At 63.5% G+C, this 15569-nt stretch carries 13 protein-coding genes; 11 read left to right on the top strand and 2 right to left on the bottom strand.

Annotated features, from left to right (window positions below):
* Positions 1 to 41 precede the first annotated feature (41 nt).
* From HMPREF2581_RS01870 to HMPREF2581_RS32810, 6 genes are all read left to right on the top strand, one after another.
* Entirely contained in the window at positions 42 to 2099 is a 2058-nt protein-coding gene (locus HMPREF2581_RS01870) for a DEAD/DEAH box helicase (RefSeq protein WP_016254285.1), read from the top strand.
* The gene (locus tag HMPREF2581_RS01865) at positions 2092 to 3276 is read left to right on the top strand and encodes a GIY-YIG nuclease family protein (protein WP_011666578.1); all 1185 of its coding nucleotides are present in this window, start codon (positions 2092 to 2094) and stop codon (positions 3274 to 3276) included. The genes HMPREF2581_RS01870 and HMPREF2581_RS01865 overlap by 8 nt, the downstream gene beginning before the upstream one ends.
* Before the next feature lie 62 nt (positions 3277 to 3338).
* Entirely contained in the window at positions 3339 to 3572 is a 234-nt protein-coding gene (locus tag HMPREF2581_RS01860; protein ID WP_016254284.1) for a hypothetical protein, read from the top strand.
* Entirely contained in the window at positions 3569 to 6175 is a 2607-nt protein-coding gene (locus HMPREF2581_RS01855; RefSeq protein WP_011666579.1) for an AAA family ATPase, read from the top strand. Before HMPREF2581_RS01860 ends, HMPREF2581_RS01855 begins: the two co-directional genes overlap by 4 nt.
* Positions 6176 to 6775: 600 nt before the next feature.
* Positions 6776 to 7738: an SDR family NAD(P)-dependent oxidoreductase gene (locus HMPREF2581_RS01850; protein ID WP_003109802.1), complete on the top strand. Its 963-nt coding sequence runs from the start codon at positions 6776 to 6778 to the stop codon at positions 7736 to 7738.
* Positions 7739 to 7808: 70 nt separating this feature from the next.
* A complete protein-coding gene (locus HMPREF2581_RS32810) occupies positions 7809 to 8957 on the top strand; it encodes an MFS transporter (protein ID WP_003109803.1) in 1149 nt (382 codons plus the stop codon).
* Between the two features lie 51 nt (positions 8958 to 9008).
* On the opposite strand, the gene HMPREF2581_RS01840 is transcribed toward HMPREF2581_RS32810, so the two are convergent.
* Positions 9009 to 9923, bottom strand: coding sequence for an AraC family transcriptional regulator (locus tag HMPREF2581_RS01840; protein WP_009313493.1), 915 nt, complete (start codon positions 9921 to 9923; stop codon positions 9009 to 9011).
* A gap of 190 nt (positions 9924 to 10113) precedes the next feature.
* Here HMPREF2581_RS01840 and HMPREF2581_RS01835 point away from each other — a divergent pair, with 190 nt between their 5' ends.
* The 3 genes from HMPREF2581_RS01835 to tadA all read left to right on the top strand — a co-directional run bounded on the left by HMPREF2581_RS01835 (position 10114) and on the right by tadA (position 13203).
* On the top strand, positions 10114 to 11109 hold the full coding sequence (locus HMPREF2581_RS01835; protein ID WP_003137908.1) for an NADP-dependent oxidoreductase: 996 nt from the start codon (positions 10114 to 10116) through the stop codon (positions 11107 to 11109).
* Between the two features lie 163 nt (positions 11110 to 11272).
* The gene (locus HMPREF2581_RS01830) at positions 11273 to 12664 is read left to right on the top strand and encodes a multicopper oxidase family protein (protein ID WP_003137910.1); all 1392 of its coding nucleotides are present in this window, start codon (positions 11273 to 11275) and stop codon (positions 12662 to 12664) included.
* Complete coding sequence (gene tadA / locus HMPREF2581_RS01825) at positions 12655 to 13203, top strand: tRNA adenosine(34) deaminase TadA (RefSeq protein WP_003092697.1); 549 nt, start codon at positions 12655 to 12657, stop codon at positions 13201 to 13203. The genes HMPREF2581_RS01830 and tadA overlap by 10 nt, the downstream gene beginning before the upstream one ends.
* 86 nt (positions 13204 to 13289) lie before the next feature.
* On the opposite strand, the gene HMPREF2581_RS31510 is transcribed toward tadA, so the two are convergent.
* Positions 13290 to 13529: a hypothetical protein gene (locus HMPREF2581_RS31510; RefSeq protein ID WP_152934617.1), complete on the bottom strand. Its 240-nt coding sequence runs from the start codon at positions 13527 to 13529 to the stop codon at positions 13290 to 13292.
* A 62-nt stretch (positions 13530 to 13591) separates the two neighbouring features.
* Here HMPREF2581_RS31510 and HMPREF2581_RS01820 point away from each other — a divergent pair, with 62 nt between their 5' ends.
* Both HMPREF2581_RS01820 and HMPREF2581_RS01815 read left to right on the top strand, forming a co-directional pair.
* On the top strand, positions 13592 to 14848 hold the full coding sequence (locus tag HMPREF2581_RS01820; protein WP_003092694.1) for an aromatic amino acid transport family protein: 1257 nt from the start codon (positions 13592 to 13594) through the stop codon (positions 14846 to 14848).
* A 125-nt stretch (positions 14849 to 14973) separates the two neighbouring features.
* Complete coding sequence (locus HMPREF2581_RS01815) at positions 14974 to 15558, top strand: DUF2239 family protein (RefSeq protein WP_003137912.1); 585 nt, start codon at positions 14974 to 14976, stop codon at positions 15556 to 15558.
* Positions 15559 to 15569: the final 11 nt, after the last annotated feature.

Here is a 15569-nt window from a genome sequence, read left to right as displayed (position 1 = left end):
GCAAAGCCGGCACAACGCAGCACCGAAGCGAGACCTTCCTCATGAACAACATCAAACCTCGGAGCGTCCCCTCCGTATCTGTTACGTATGCGCGTAACGGTGCATCAACCAAGGCTAATGCGCTCGGTATGCGTCCGATGCAGGAGCGGGCCTATGACAAGCGGGGCGAGCAGTACCTGCTCATCAAGTCGCCGCCCGCTTCGGGTAAGAGTCGCGCCCTGATGTTCGTGGCGCTCGACAAATTGCAGAACCAGGGCTTGAGGCAAGCCATCATCGTCGTGCCCGAGAAGTCCATCGGGGCCAGCTTCAACGATGAGCCGCTGTCAAAGTACGGCTTCTGGGCTGATTGGCACGTCGAGCCAAAGTGGAACTTGTGCAATGCGCCAGGCAACGACAACGGCGGTAAGGTCAAGTCCCTCGGCGCGTTCCTCGAAGGCGACGACAAGGTGCTGGTCTGCACGCACGCCACTTTCCGATTCGCGGTCGATGCCTATGGCATCGAGGCGTTCGACGACCGTCTGATCGCCGTCGATGAGTTTCATCACGTTTCGGCCAACCCCGACAACAAGCTGGGCACGCACCTGGGCCAGTTCATCGCGCGAGACAAGACGCACATCGTCGCCATGACCGGCTCCTACTTCCGGGGCGACGCGGAGGCCGTCCTCGCTCCGCACGACGAGTCGAAATTCGATACCGTTACCTACACCTACTACGAACAGCTCAACGGCTACGAGTACCTCAAGCAACTCGACATCGGCTATTTCTTCTACAGCGGGCCTTATGTCGATGACATTCTCAATGTCCTCGACCCTGTTGAGAAGACCATCATCCACATCCCCAACGTCAATTCGCGCGAAAGCACGAAGGACAAAATGCGCGAGGTGGAGCACATCATCGAGGCGCTGGGGGAGTGGCATGGCATCGACGCCACCACAGGGTTCCAGCTCGTTAAGCTCCCCGATGACCGCGTGTTGCGCATCGCTGATCTGGTCGATGACGATGCCTCGAAGCGCGACCGAGTGTCCGCCGCGTTGAAAGACCCGGCTCAGAAGAACAATCGCGACCATGTGGACATCATCATCGCGCTGGGTATGGCGAAGGAAGGCTTCGACTGGATTTGGTGCGAACACGCGCTGACCGTGGGCTACCGTGCCAGCTTGACCGAGATCGTTCAGATCATTGGTCGTGCCACCCGAGATGCGCCTGGAAAGACTCGCGCGAGGTTCACCAACCTTATCGCCGAGCCGGACGCGACCGAGGAAGCGGTCACCGAGGCCATTAACGATACGTTGAAGGCCATCGCGGCGAGTCTGCTGATGGAGCAGGTTCTCGCTCCGCGCTTCGAGTTCAAGCCCAAGAATCCCGACAGCGGCCCGACGCCAGGCTTTAATTATGGCGAGGGTGGCTATGACCCGGACCGCTGCAACATCGGTGTCAATGAGCAGACAGGGGCCTACCAGATCGAGATCAAGGGCCTCGCCGAACCCAAGAGCAAAGAGGCAGCGCGCATCTGCCAGGAAGACTTGAACGAAGTGATCGCGGCTTTCGTGCAGGACAAGCACACCATCGAGCGTGGCTTGTTCGACGAAGAGCTGGTTCCCGAGGAGCTCACGCAGGTTCGCATGGGCAAGATTATCAAGGACAAATATCCCGAGCTTGACGCTGAAGATCAGGAGGCGGTACGCCAGCACGCCATCGCCGCCCTCAACCTTACGCAGCAGGCCAAGCGGCTTGTCACCGAAGGCGAGAGCGACGGATCGCCCAACACCGCCCTGATCGATGGCGTGCGCCGCTTTGCGATGGACGTGCGCGAGCTGGACATTGACCTCATCGACCGCATCAACCCCTTTGGCGAAGCCTATGCCATCCTCGCCAAGACAATGAGCGAGGACAGCTTGAAGCAGGTCGCGGCGGCCATCTCGGCCAAACGCACCTCTATCACGCCTGAAGATGCCAAAGTGATCGCCAAGCGCGCGGTTGAGTTCAAACGCGAACGTGGGAGGGCTCCATCGGTTACCTCGCAGGACGCCTGGGAAAAGCACCTTGCCGAAGGTGCGGCCGCCTTCATGCGGTTCAGGGCGGAGGGACGCTATGAGTAACTCCGATCTTGACGACCTGGCGGCAGAGCTGGCCGAGTTCGCGCCGCCTGAGAAGAAAAATGGCCGCCCAGCCAGCGAGGAGCGTGTCATTGCCGGCTTCGAGGAAATCCAACGCTTCACAGAGCAGCACGGGCGTGCGCCTCAGCATGGCGAAGACCGCGACATATTCGAGCGCCTATATGCCGTGCGGCTCGACCGTCTACGCGCGCTACCGGATTGCCGCACCTTGATTGAGCCGCTGGACCATCAGGGCTTGCTTGCTGGGGCATCGACCGTTGCCGCTTCAGCGGACGAAACTATCGACATCGACGACCTGGCTGCCGAACTAGCGGATGTTGCCGGCGCGGACGACATCACGGTCTTGCGCCATGTCCGTACCAGCGCCGAAAAGCGCGCCGCCGAGGAGGTCGCGGATCGCAAGCCCTGCGAGGACTTCGAAACCTTCCGGCCCTTGTTCGAGCGCGTGCAAGCGGAAGTCAAGACCGGTATGCGCCAGTCCCAGCCCATCGAAGCGGGTCGCCGTGCGATTGAAGCCGGGGACTTTTTCGTTCTCGATGGCCTTACTCTCTACGTTGCCGAGGTCGGCGAGCCGTTGAAAACCACCGCCGGGGAGGTGGACCGCCGCCTGCGCCTCATCTTCTCCAACGGCACCGAAAGCAATTTGCTGCTGCGCTCGCTCCAGCGTGCGTTCTACAACGACCCTGCCGCGCGGCGGCTGGCCTCGCCCGAGAGCGGGCAACTCTCCTTTGGCGGCGAGCTTGAGGCGGATGATGTGGAAAGCGGCACGATCTACGTCCTGCGCTCCCTGTCCGATCATCCCTACGTCGCCCAGCACCGCGACATCATCCACAAGATGGGCGTGACGGGCGGCAGGGTTGAAACGCGCATCGCCAACGCCGAGAACGAAGCGACATATCTGCTGGCAAAGGTCGAGGTCGTTGCGACCTACAAGCTCGCGGGGATCAATCGCATTCGGATGGAGAACCTGTTCCACAGGCTGTTCGCGACCGCACGGTTGAACATCACTATCAATGACCGCTTCGGTCACCCCGTGCAGCCCGAGGAGTGGTTTCTTGTTCCGCTGTTCGTTATCGACGAGGCCGTCGCGCGCATCAAGGATGGCAGCATCACCGGCTACATCTACGATCCCAAGGCTGCGAAGCTGGTGAAGGCATAGGGCAGTGCAAATGCATGAATAGCCCTGGCCGTAGGCCAGGATGAACGCCAGGAGGAAGCAGCATGACGAAGACTCATCAGGAAGAACAGGCTGAGCCGTTTTTCATCACCGAGGAAGTCGAGGCCGAATTGATCGCGGCCGGCTACGAATTCGAACCGCCTGGCCACGCGAGGACCGCAAGCATCTCCGAGCTGTTCGGCTGGCGGCCTGGTGAGACGCTGTCGGAAGCCGTGAGCAGGCGCTTGGCGAGCACTGGCACAGCTAGCGAGTGCGAACCGCGAGGCAAAGGTCTATGACGACGGAAGCAGAGGCGCTCGCCAACATCCTTGCGTGGTCTGCTGATAGTCCCGGCTGGCAGCGCGACGCACTGCGCCGACTTGCAACGCAAGCGGCTCTGGAGCCGGCCGAGATCGACGAGCTGGCTTCCATCTGCAAGGGCGACAATCCGGCGGTCCCGCTGGAAGCTGGGCACCTTCGCGGCCCGAACCGCGATCAGGGGGAAGTCTATCTGCGGCAGGTGCATGGAGTCCGGCATGTCAACGCCCTGGCTCCCGACCAACGGCTGACACTCCACCGCGTCGGTTTGACGATCATCTATGGCGACAACGGATCGGGAAAATCCGGCTACGCGCGGATTCTCAAGAAGGTATGTCGCGCCCGTATGTCTGGCCGAGCCGAGGAAATCGCCCCCGACATCTATGACGCTGCGCCAGGCACGCCGAGCGCCACTATTGAATACGCGATCAGCGGCCAGAACCGCACTTGCGCTTGGCAGCTTGGTCAGGCTGCCGACAACGCGCTTTCAGGCATCAGCGTGTTCGATTCCCGTACCGCGAACGTCCACGTGGACGATACGAATGACGTGGCTTACACGCCGTTTCCGCTCAAGCTGCTAGGTGCGCTGGCGCAGCTCTGCAAGTCGGTCAAGGATAAGCTGGCAGCCGAGATCGCGCAGATAAAGGCGCAAACGCCCGAAGCGATCAGGACCCCGGCATGCAGCCGGGACACAGCGGTCGGCAAGCTCATGGCCCGAATCACCGCCAACACTGCGCCGGCGACGGTCGAAGCGTTGGCAGCGCTCACGCAAGCAGAGCAAGACCGATTGGCGCAGCTCACGGCGGACCTGGCAGGTGATCCGGCTCGCGCGGCGCGTCAGCTTGCGGCGATGAAGGCCAAGGTTGACGGGCACATTGCGCGCCTGGATCGGCTATTTGCTTCAATCAGCGACGATTCCGCCAATAACCTGCGCCGCCTTGCCGTTGATAGCGATGCCGCACGCCGGGCGGCAGAAGCTGCTTCCAGTGCGCTTTTCCGCGACGAACCGTTGCCGCAGATTGGGTCGGAGGTTTGGCAGGCGCTATGGGCCAGTGCCCGAGCGTTTTCTGACGCGGAAGCCTATCCCGAACGGCGATTCCCCGTCACAGACCCCGGCAGCGTATGCGTGCTTTGCCAGCAGGAATTGACGCCCGTCGCCGCTGATCGGCTCAATCGCTTCGAGGCTTTTGTGCGCGACGACAGCCAGCAACGTGCCGACGCTGCGCGCGTCGCATACGACAGGGCGCTGGCAACGTTCAAGGGTGAGGCTGTTTCGTTGGCCGAGCTGGCGAACATTGTGGCAACCGTCCGCGACGAACTGCGCCAGGATGCCTTGGCGATGGAGATCAGGGGCGCGACCCTTCGCGCCCTGTGGCGTCATCGCCAGATCAGGCGACGCCACGCAAATCCAAGCGCCGCTATTGACGTGCCCGTTACGGAATATTCGCGTCAGGCACTGGTCGATCAAGCAGCGGGCATCGAGACTCGGGCGAACGCCCTTGCCGCGGAGGCTGGCTCTCCAGCTCGCGCCGCCTTGCTTACCGAAAAGGCCGAGCTTGTGGATCGGCAATGGCTTGGTGGCATCAAAGCCGATGTTCTCGCCGAAATCGAACGACAGAAGAAAATCGCACTGCTTGAGACGGCCCAGCGGGACACTGCTACCAACCGCGTCACCACCAAGAGCACCGAGATCGCTCAGGCTTTGGTGACGGACGCGCTACGCGCGCAATTTGCTCGCGAGGTGGCGAGCTTCGAGATTGCTGGCCTCGCTGTGGAGCTTCGACAGCAAAACAGCGTTCAGGGCATCCCTCGCTTCAAGGTCGCACTTACACGGAAGCCCACGGCTGCGGTGGGACAGGTTTTGAGCGAGGGCGAGCATCGCTGTGTTGCCTTGGCCGCGTTCATGGCCGAACTCGCCACCACCGAAAACAAGTCTGGCATCGTCTTTGACGATCCCGTTTCCTCGCTCGACCACATGCACCGGGAGGCCGTAGCTAAACGCCTGGTTGCTGAGGCCGCTCATCGCCAGGTCATCGTCTTCACCCATGATCTTGCGTTTCTGTTCGAGCTGAACCGCGCGGCTGACGATGCGCAGCCAAAGCCGCCGGTTGCGATTAGCTCCATCAGCCGAGGTGCTGACAAGGCAGGCTTCTGCCGCAGCGAGCCGCCATTCAAAGCGCGTCGGGTCAGTGACATCACCACAAGTCTGAGCAATCAGCTTGCCGGTGAACGCTACCATTTCGAGCAAGGCAATCAAGACGAGTGGCGAAAGTCCGTCAAATCCATCGCCGCGACGTTGCGCGATACGTGGGAGATCGCGGTTGAAGAAGCTGTCGGGCACGTCATCCGGCGGCTGTCCAACGAAGTGAAGACGCCTGGCTTGGTCAAGCTGACCGCGATCACGGTTCCCGACTGCGAGGCCATGCGTGACGGCTTTGGCCGCTGTTCCGAGCTGCTGCACAGCGCCGCCGCTGCGTTGAACCGCCCGCTGCCGAGGCCAGAGACACTGACAGCGGAGATTGATACCTTGGCGGCCTGGGCGGACAGCCTTCGGCAGCGTCAGGGCGCTGCGAGGTTGCCCTGAAGCCTTGGCGTCATCCAAGTGCTGTGGAGCTGAGCGTGGTATTGTTCATGGCACTTATAGAGATGCCTTTGGTAAGGCGTTGATTTATATGGTTGTTTTTTGACTATTTATGATCGAGTGGGAGTGATCCCGCAAGCCGCATGATCTCATGCGGCTTTCTCGCAGTGTCTATCCGTTCGTGACACTGGAAGTTGCCACGGACGGGAAGCGGGGCGATGTCGTCCCGCTTTCTCCATTCAGCCCACGTATCGGCGACGCCATGCCTTTGCGTCCGTCGCCAGGTTCCTCGAGGGCTAGCGCCTGCCTCCCTGTTGCAGCGTCCCGCCGATCATCGTTCGCCCCCCCGGTCCACGGGTGCCCCCTGCGCCGCCCGGCGAGTCTACCGTTGCGCTCCGCCACTGAGCGTCTTTCGCGCTGAAGCTCCGCCATCCCACGCTTTTCTTGCAGCGGAGATGAAACAGGTGCTTACGGGATCGGACGATCTCGACAGGAAACTGGATTCTGCTGCATTCAGAATCCAGTTTTCCACTTCGATAATGACCCTCGTCCCAAGAGCCAGCGCTATCCGCCTGGCCGCTTCCGCATGCGAGGAGAATTCTCATGACTATCAGGCAAACCCCCATCAATTCGGGATTCGGAGCGAAAACGCAGGCCAGCGAGGTGATGGCGGGGCAAGACCTCTCCGGAAAGACCGCCATCGTGACCGGCGGCTACTCCGGTCTTGGCCTGGAAACCACGAAGGCGCTGGCCTACGCGGGCGCGCGGGTCATCGTTACGGCGCGCAGACCGGATGTGGCAAGGGAGGCGCTGCTCGGGCTCGACGAAGTCGAGGTGCAGGCGCTCGACCTGGCCGAGTTGGCCTGCGTGCGTCGGTTCGCCGAGGCCTTCTCCGCCTCGCGCCGTCGTGCCGATATCGTCATCAACAACGCCGGTGTGATGGCCTGTCCTGAGACCCGCGTAGGCCCGGGCTGGGAGGCGCAGTTCGCGACCAATCACCTTGGCCACTACGCCCTGGTGAACCTCTTGTGGCCGTCGCTCGCGGACGACGCGCGAGTGGTCGCCGTGTCCTCCGCCGGGCACCACTACTCGGCGATCCGCTGGGACGACGTGCAGTTCGAACGGGGCTACGACAAGTGGCTGGCTTATGCGCAGTCGAAGACTGCCAACGCCCTGTTCGCCATCCAGTTGGATGCGCTGGGTCGCGAGAGGGGTGTGCGTGCCTTCGCAGTGCATCCGGGCAGCATCGCCACACCGTTGCAACGCCATGTTCCACGGGCGGAGATGATCGCCCTGGGCTGGATGGACGAAGCCGGCAATCCGGCCAGCCCCGATACGCTCAAGACCCCGCAGCAGGGGGCTGCCACCCAGCTATGGGCTGCGACCTCTCCGCTGTTGGCGGGGATGGGCGGGCTCTACTGCGAGGATTGCGACATCGCAGGCGTCGCGCCGGACGACTCGCGCACCCTGGCCGGCGTACGCGAACATGCGATCGATCCGGAGCAGGCCCGCCGCCTCTGGAGGCTTTCGGCGACGCTCACCGGGATCGACGCATTCGCGTCCTAGTCGAGCACACGGAAGACGCCGCGGATACCGCGCTTTCGCTGTCCATCAAACAAGCACCGGGATCGATCGAATGACCTCCAGCAGCGTAGGGAAAGGTATTGCCATCTCCGGCATGTTCTTCATGCTCGGACTGTGTTTCGGGAGCCTCAGCTCCCGGATGGCCACGATAAAAGACGGACTCCAGCTTTCCGACGGGGTGTTCGGCAGTGCGCTTTTCGCCATGTCGGCCGGGGTGGTGCTTTCGTTGCCGGTATCCGGCTGGATGATCGCGAAGCTCGGCAGCAGAAACGTTGGAGTAACGGCGATTCTCACGAACGCCGTTCTGCTGTCCTTGGTTCCCTTGGCTTCTAGCGTCTACCAGCTTGCTGCCCTGTTGTTCGTATCGGGGTTCTCCTATAGCGCGGTCAATGTGTCGAACAATACCCAGGCAAGCCTGTCGGAGGCGCTCAGCGGAAAGACCGAGTTGCCGTTCTTCCACGGTATATGGGGGTTGGCGGGATTCGTCGGCGCCGGGTTCGGGGCGTTGATGATCGGGCAGGACTTTGCCTTGTCCACGCATTTCGGCGTGATATCGGTGATCGCCTTCCTGGCCGCCCTGGCCTGCTGGCGCTTTCTCCACGACCAGCCTGGCGCGGAGCGGGTCGGGCGGGCCTTCGCGATGCCGGACAGGAGGCTTTTCAACTACGGGCTGATCGTTTTTTTCTCGATGGCCTGCGAAGGCATCATGTACGACTGGAGCGTCGTCTATTTCCAGGACGTGGTATCGGCCGAGCGGCAACTGGTCGGAGTCGGCTTCATGGTATTCATGGGCGCCATGACTGTCGGCCGGCTTCTGCTGAACCGGGTCGCCGATCGTTTCGGTACGCGCAGCACCTTGCAGTGGAGCGGGGGGCTCGCCTTGATCGGCATGGTCACGACGATTGCCTATCCGAGCCTGCCGGCGTCGATCATTGGCTTCTGCCTTGTCGGTCTCGGCATCTGTACCGTCATTCCGCTGGTGGCGGGGGCCGCCGCCCGCTCCTCGAGCATGGCGCCGAGTTCGGCTATCGCAGCCGTTCTGACGATAGGATTCCTGGGCACGTTGATCGGCCCGCCGCTGATCGGCTTTCTCTCCGAAGCGTTCGGCCTGCGTTATGCCTTCGGCGCGTGCGTGGTCCTGGCCATCGGGATCATCCTTCGGGCGGGAAAGATACCGCGGCAAGCTCCGTCGGTCGTTTGACCATGCGCTCGACCGCTCGGGGAACCTGCCGCATGGGCGGTTCGCCGAGCGCTATGCCCTGCTGGCCTGCCGGCTGCGATAGTCTCTGGGCGAGCATTTCATGATGCGTTTGAAGGCGTTGCTGAAAGCGCTGTCCGAGCCGTAGCCCAGGGTTTGCGCGATCGAGGAAATCGTCGCTTTGCTGTCGCGCAGGGCGCGAGCGGCCAATTGCATACGCCAGTGCGATACATATTCCAGCGGCGCCAGTCCCGCGGTTTGCTTGAAACGCAGGGCCAGCGTGGAGCGCGAGGTACCCGCTACGTCGGCCAGGCGCTCGACCGTCCAGACTTTGGCCGGCTCGGCGTGGATCGCCCGGATCGCCGCGCCTATGCGCGGATCGGACAACGCCAGCAGCCAACTGGGCGTGTCGCTGCCCTCGCCGGCGAGATAGAGCCGCAGCACCTGCGCCAGCATGATGTGGCCCAGGTGGCGAGCGATCAGCGCGCTACCGGGTGACGGGCAGGAAAACTCATGGGCCAGTCGGTGCAGCGCCCAGCTCAGTACGGATGCCTGGTCCGAATCGCTTTTCACGACGGTCACCGGAGGCAGCCCGTCGAACAGCAGGTTGGCTTCTTCGCCAAAGGCGAAGCGACCGCCGATCAGGAAACAATCCTCGCTTTCCCCATAGTGCGCGACGCCGTCAGGGGCATCTCGGTAGAGCAGCGTGGCGTCGGCGGCGGGAAGGGATAGATCGCTGCCGACCAGCAGCGGACTGCGGCAGGACACCAGAAAGCAGTCGCCCGCTTCCAGTCGGATCGGCTCTTCCATGCCGTCGGTGGCCAGCAGGCAAGCGCCACGGACTACCACGTTGAACTTCACACCTTCCGGTGCCGGAAAGCGGAGTGCCCAATCGCCGCCGGTCTTCAGGGCGCCGAAGGAGGAGTCCTGGCTGTTGACCAGGGAAAGGACTTCGGAGAGAGGATCCATTGATGCTGGACGATCGCGATAGAAGATAGGAGTTTTTTGCATTCTAAGTCCGGAGATGTTCTCTCACAATGAGATTGCATCAGGTTGCCATCGACTCGGAGAACAGCATGCACGACAGACAGTTTCACATGCCTCCCGCTTTCGGCGGTGAGGCCAGCGACAGTCTCGCTCTCGCGGCGGGAGAGAAGCGATGATCAACCGTCAGATCGTTCTGAGCGAGCTTCCCCGGACTGCGCTCGCTGTCCGGCATTTTCAGGGGCGCGAGGTGCGTTGTCCGGTTCCGGCCGACGGTGAGCTGTTGCTTCGTGTCCTGTACATACCGCTGGACGCCGCCAGCCGGGCCTGGATGCAAGGCGCGACCTATCGCCCCGGCCTCGTGGCCGGGGAGGTGATGGCGGGGTTGGGGCTGGCCGAGGTGGTGGAATCGCGCTCGGCGTCGTTCCAGCCCGGCGACCTGGTCTGTGCCGAGACCGGCTGGCAGACTTTCGCGGTCGTGCCGGCGGCCGGGCTCATCAGGCTGCCGCGCCTGGAGCCCCTCACGCATCTGCTCAGCGTCTACGGCGTAGCAGGCCTGACGGCCTATTTCGGCCTTCTCGAATGCGCCAGGCCGGTGCAGGGCGAAACGCTGGCAGTGTCTGCCGCCGCCGGTGCCGTCGGCTCTATCGTCGGGCAGATCGCCAGGATCAGGGGCTGCCGTACCGTCGGCATTGCGGGAGGCGCCAGCAAATGCGCCTGGCTGGTTCGTGAACTGGGTTTCGACGCGGCACTCGACTACAAGACGGGGACGCTGGCCGATGACTTGCGGCGGACCTGTCCGGACGGGATCGACGCGTATTTCGACAACACTGGCGGTGCAATCCTCGATGCCTGCCTGCCGAACATGGCGGAGCATGGACGGGTCGCCTGTTGCGGCGCGATTTCGCAATACGACCTGGACCGACCCGCCGCCGGTCCTGCCGGGATCCCCGGGCTGCTCATCATCAAGCGCCTGACGTTGCGCGGATTCCTTCTTGGCGATTTTCTCGAGAGCAGAGAGCGGGCGCTCTCCGATCTCAAGGCATGGGTCGACTCCGGGCAGATCAAGGTATACGAGGATGTGCTCTACGGGCTGGAAAGCCTGCCGGCGGCTCTGGTCGGCCTGTTGAATGGCGAGAACTTCGGCAAGCGCATCGTGAAGGTAGCCTGAGCGCAGTCCGCGACCAGCGATCCGCCGCTGGCGCTGGGGAGCTCTTTTGCTTGCTGCAGGTCAGCGGGAGTGTATTTGTTCCGAGCGAGAACTCGCCTTGCGGGCGTGGAAATGAGAAAATCTATCATTTCCCAGCCGCAGTACCCGCGAAGGTGAAGGCTCCATGACATTTACCCGTAGACAAGTGCTCGGCGGCCTCGCCGGGCTGGCGGTAGTCGGCCTCGGCGCCGGCGGCGCGCGCCTCTGGCTGGCGCGTCCGCAGGTGGCGCAGGAGTACGACTACGAACTGATCGCCGCGCCGCTGGATCTGGAGATCGTCCCGGGCTTCAGCAGTCCGGCGCTGGCCTATGGCGGCCAGTGCCCCGGCGTGGAGTTGCGGGCGAAGCAGGGCGAGTGGCTGCGGGTGCGCTTCACCAACAGGCTGGACGAACCGACCACCATCCACTGGCACGGCATCCGCCTACCGATCGAGATGGACGGCGTACCGTACATTTCCCAGCCGCCGGTGCAGCCGGGCGAGAGCTTCATCTACCAGTTCAAGACCCAGGACGCCGGCAGCTACTGGTACCACCCGCACCTGATGAGCAGCGAGCAGCTCGGCCGCGGACTGGTCGGCCCGCTGATCATCGAGGAGCGCGAACCCACCGGGTTCCGCCACGAGAAGGTTCTCTGCCTGAAGACCTGGCACGTGGACGAGCAGGGCGCCTTCACCCCCTTCAGCGTGCCGCGCCAGGCCGCGCGAGAAGGCACCCGCGGGCGCTATTCGACGATCAACGGCAAGCATGTGCCGACCATCGACCTGCCGGCCGGGCAGATCGTCCGGGTGCGCCTGCTGAACGTCGACAACACCGTCACCTACCGTCTCAACCTGCCCAACGGCGAGGCGAGGATCTATGCCATCGATGGCCATCCGGTGGAACCGCGCGGATTCGAGGGGCAGTACTGGATCGGCCCCGGGATGCGCCTGGAGCTGGCGCTGAAGGTGCCGGAAGCGGGCACCGAGCTGTCCCTGCGCGACGGGCCGGTACGCCTGGCGACGATCCGCAGTGTGGCCAGCGCCGAGGCTCCTGCCGGCGACTGGCCGAAGCCGTTGCCGGCGAATCCGGTGAGCGAACCGGACCTGGCCAATGCCGAGAAGATCGGTTTCCGTTTCGAGTGGGTCGGGGCGATGTCCGATACCAGCGGCAAGAATCCCTATCCGTCGTTCTGGCAGATCAACGGCAAGGCCTGGGAAGGCGGCGAGGAGCACAAGCACAACGCGCCGCCGCTGGCCAAGCTCAAGGAAGGCCAGAGCTACATCTTCGAGCTGCGCAACATGGCGCAGTACCAGCACCCGATCCACCTGCATGGGATGGCCTTCAAGGTACTGGATTCGGATCGCCGGGAGATCATCCCGTACTTCACCGACACCTACCTGCTGGGCAAGAACGAGACCGCCCGCGTCGCGCTGGTGGCGGACAATCCGGGCCTGTGGATGTTCCACTGCCACGTCATCGACCATATGGAGACCGGCCTGATGGGGACCATCGCGGTCGGCGAGGCCTGGTGCGGGTGACTAAGCTGATCAGCAACGGCAAGGGCTACCCGACGGTAAAAGGTGTGCGTCCGATCATCGATCGCAGCCGGGACCCGCATTTCATGCGCGAGGCCCTGGCAGAGGCGGAAAAGGCCGCGGCCCTCGGCGAAGTGCCGGTGGGCGCGGTCCTGGTGCGCGAGGGCGAGATCATCGGGCGGGGCTTCAACCGGCCGATCAGCAGCCACGATCCCAGTGCCCACGCCGAAATGCTGGCGATCCGCATGGCAGCGGCGGAGGCGGGCAACTACCGGCTGCCAGGCAGCACCCTGTATGTGACCCTGGAACCCTGCAGCATGTGTTCCGGACTGCTGGTGCACGCACGCATCCAGCGCCTGGTGTACGGCACGGTCGAGCCCAAGTCGGGCGCAGTGGAAAGCCGTGGGCGATTCTTCGAGCAGGAGCATCTCAACCATAGGGTCATGGTCGAGGGCGGCGTGCTGGCGGAAGAATGCAGCCAGGCGCTCTCGGCGTTCTTCCGCGCGCGGCGCGAAGCGGCGAAGAAGCCTCGCGAAGACTGACGGATGTTTCTCTTTTCGAACGCTCCGGCTGAAACGTTAAAGCACGCCATGGCGCCTTTCTCTCCTTCAAAAGCCATCTGCATCAATTATTTATCCGGATATTTCGGACGATCGGCATAGGCGTAAAGTCGTAGTCGCCGCGCGCTTCCTCCGTCGAATTGTGTGATATTTTGCACGGCCGCTTGAGCAAGCGGCCCGCAGGCAATGGCTTCAGGTGAGAGCGAGCCCGCCTGCGGATACCCCCGCCGGACCGCGCAGCCGAAAAGCGCGGCCGGTCCGGAGGCGTCCGCGATTCCCGGCCCTGCATTGTCCTCGAAGAAGGCCATCGGTACGGCGGTCCTGGCCGCCTCCCGCACAATGCCAATTCGAAATGCAGGGAGTTGTTGTCATGAGTGATACCCGGGTCCAGCAGTATCAGGATCACGCCGGGGCGGAAGCCGTCGATTCCTCGGGACTGGAGGTCAAGCGCCTGACGTTCCTCGAGGCGGTGGCGATGATCGTCGGAACCAACATCGGCGCAGGCGTGCTGTCCATGGCCTACGCCAGCCGCAAGGCCGGCTTCATGCCATTGCTGCTCTGGCTGGCGGTGGCCGGCCTGTTCACCACCATTTCCATGCTCTACGTCTCGGAAACCGCCCTGCGCACGCGCACCCACAACCAGTTGAGTGGCCTTGCCCAGCGCTATGTCGGCTCCTTCGGCGCCTGGGCGATCTTCCTGTCCGTGGCGGTCAACAGCATCGGCGCGCTGATCGCCTACATGAGCGGCAGCGGCAAGATCCTCAGCGCCTTCTTCGGCATCAGCCCGGCCCTGGGCAGCGTGCTGTTCTTCATTCCGGCCGCCGGCGTGCTGTATCTGGGACTGAGCGCCATCGGCAAGGGCGAGAAGTTCATCAGCATCGGCATGGTCAGCATGATCCTGATCCTGGTGGCGGCCACCCTGCTCAACGACAATACCGAGTTCGCTCGCCTGCTCGAAGGCGACTGGATCTACATGGTCCCGGTATTCAACATCGCGGTGTTCTGCTTCTCCGCCCAGTACATCGTCCCGGAGATGGCCCGTGGTTTCAGCCACGCCCCGGAGCGCCTGCCGAAGGCGGTGATCACCGGGATGCTGACCACCTTCGTCCTGCTCAGCATCGTGCCGCTCTCGGTGATCGCCCTGACCGGCCTGGAGAACCAGTCCGAAGTCGCCACCCTGGCCTGGGGCAAGGCGCTCGGCGAATGGGCCTTCTTCACCGCCAACACCTTCGCCCTGTGCGCCATGCTGACGTCCTACTGGGGCCTGGGCGGTAGCTTCCTGACCAACATCTTCGACAAGTTCCACAAGCTCGGTCCGGAGAACCGGCCGAAGACCCGCCTGCTGGTGCTGGCGATCGTCGCACTGCCGCCGTTCGTCCTGGCCTACAGCGGGCTGGTCGGCTTCGTCAACGCGCTGTACTTCGCCGGGGCCTTCAGCGGGGTGATTCTCTCGATCATGCCAATCCTGATGCTGCGCTCGGCGCGCAGGAACGGCGACTTCGAGCCGGCCTGGAAATGCGGCTGGATCGCCCATCCGGCGATCCAGGCGGTGATCGTGACGATCTACCTGGCCAGCGCCGCCTACGCCATTTGCAGCGCCATGAACCTGCTGCCGGCCGGCTGGTAGGTCATCGCTGCCGGAAGAGGCCGCCATTAGGCGGCCTTTTTCATGGGATTTATTTTATCCGGATAATATTGTCGCTCTATTTATATCCGGGTATTATTCGGGCGTACTATCCATGGGAGCCTGTCATGGCCAATGATCCATACATCCGATCCTTCACCTGCTTCGACGGCACGCGCCGGCTGCTGACGGCGGCGCTGCCGGAGGTTGCGCTGGCCTTGAAGCAAGCGGTCGCCGGCGGTGCTGCCGGGCCGCTGCTGGTGTTCGACAATGCCACTGGGCGCTCCGTCGATCTCGATATCCGCGGTTCCCGCGAGGACCTGCTGGCGCGCCTGGTCGGCGCAGGCGAGCGGCAACCGGCGGAGGAGGCCGCGCCGCGCGGGCGCGGGCGGCCGAAGCTGGGCGTGGTGGCGCGCGAGGTGACCTTGCTGCCGCGCCACTGGGAATGGCTCGCCGCGCAGCCCGGGGGCGCCTCGGTGGCGCTGCGCAAGCTGGTCGAGGAGGCGCGCCGCAGCCAGTCCGGGCGTGCGCGGCAGGCGCAAGAGCGCGCCTACCATTTCATGAATGCGATGGCCGGCGACCTGCCGGGCTTCGAGGAGGCGACGCGGGCGCTGTTCGCCGGGGATCGCGAGGGCTTCGCCGAGCGGATCGCCGGCTGGCCGACCGATGTGCGCGAGCACGCCGCCTGGCTGGCAAGCGACGGAGAATCCTGAGGGGAGGGGGC

This window comes from Pseudomonas sp. HMSC057H01 (assembly GCF_001836405.1).
Lineage (GTDB): Bacteria > Pseudomonadota > Gammaproteobacteria > Pseudomonadales > Pseudomonadaceae > Pseudomonas > Pseudomonas aeruginosa.
This window is presented reverse-complemented; position numbering and strand designations above follow the sequence as displayed.

Bases quoted from the DNA above. Each gene is read 5' to 3' on its own strand.
- HMPREF2581_RS01870 (WP_016254285.1), top strand. From the start codon at position 42: ATGAACAACATCAAACCTCGGAGCGTCCCCTCCGTATCTGTTACGTAT.
- HMPREF2581_RS01865 (WP_011666578.1), top strand. From the start codon at position 2,092: ATGAGTAACTCCGATCTTGACGACCTGGCGGCAGAGCTGGCCGAGTTC.
- HMPREF2581_RS01860 (WP_016254284.1), top strand. From the start codon at position 3,339: ATGACGAAGACTCATCAGGAAGAACAGGCTGAGCCGTTTTTCATCACC.
- HMPREF2581_RS01855 (WP_011666579.1), top strand. From the start codon at position 3,569: ATGACGACGGAAGCAGAGGCGCTCGCCAACATCCTTGCGTGGTCTGCT.
- HMPREF2581_RS01850 (WP_003109802.1), top strand. From the start codon at position 6,776: ATGACTATCAGGCAAACCCCCATCAATTCGGGATTCGGAGCGAAAACG.
- HMPREF2581_RS32810 (WP_003109803.1), top strand. From the start codon at position 7,809: ATGACCTCCAGCAGCGTAGGGAAAGGTATTGCCATCTCCGGCATGTTC.
- HMPREF2581_RS01840 (WP_009313493.1), bottom strand. From the start codon at position 9,923: ATGGATCCTCTCTCCGAAGTCCTTTCCCTGGTCAACAGCCAGGACTCC.
- HMPREF2581_RS01835 (WP_003137908.1), top strand. From the start codon at position 10,114: ATGATCAACCGTCAGATCGTTCTGAGCGAGCTTCCCCGGACTGCGCTC.
- HMPREF2581_RS01830 (WP_003137910.1), top strand. From the start codon at position 11,273: ATGACATTTACCCGTAGACAAGTGCTCGGCGGCCTCGCCGGGCTGGCG.
- HMPREF2581_RS31510 (WP_152934617.1), bottom strand. From the start codon at position 13,529: ATGGCCTTCTTCGAGGACAATGCAGGGCCGGGAATCGCGGACGCCTCC.
- HMPREF2581_RS01820 (WP_003092694.1), top strand. From the start codon at position 13,592: ATGAGTGATACCCGGGTCCAGCAGTATCAGGATCACGCCGGGGCGGAA.
- HMPREF2581_RS01815 (WP_003137912.1), top strand. From the start codon at position 14,974: ATGGCCAATGATCCATACATCCGATCCTTCACCTGCTTCGACGGCACG.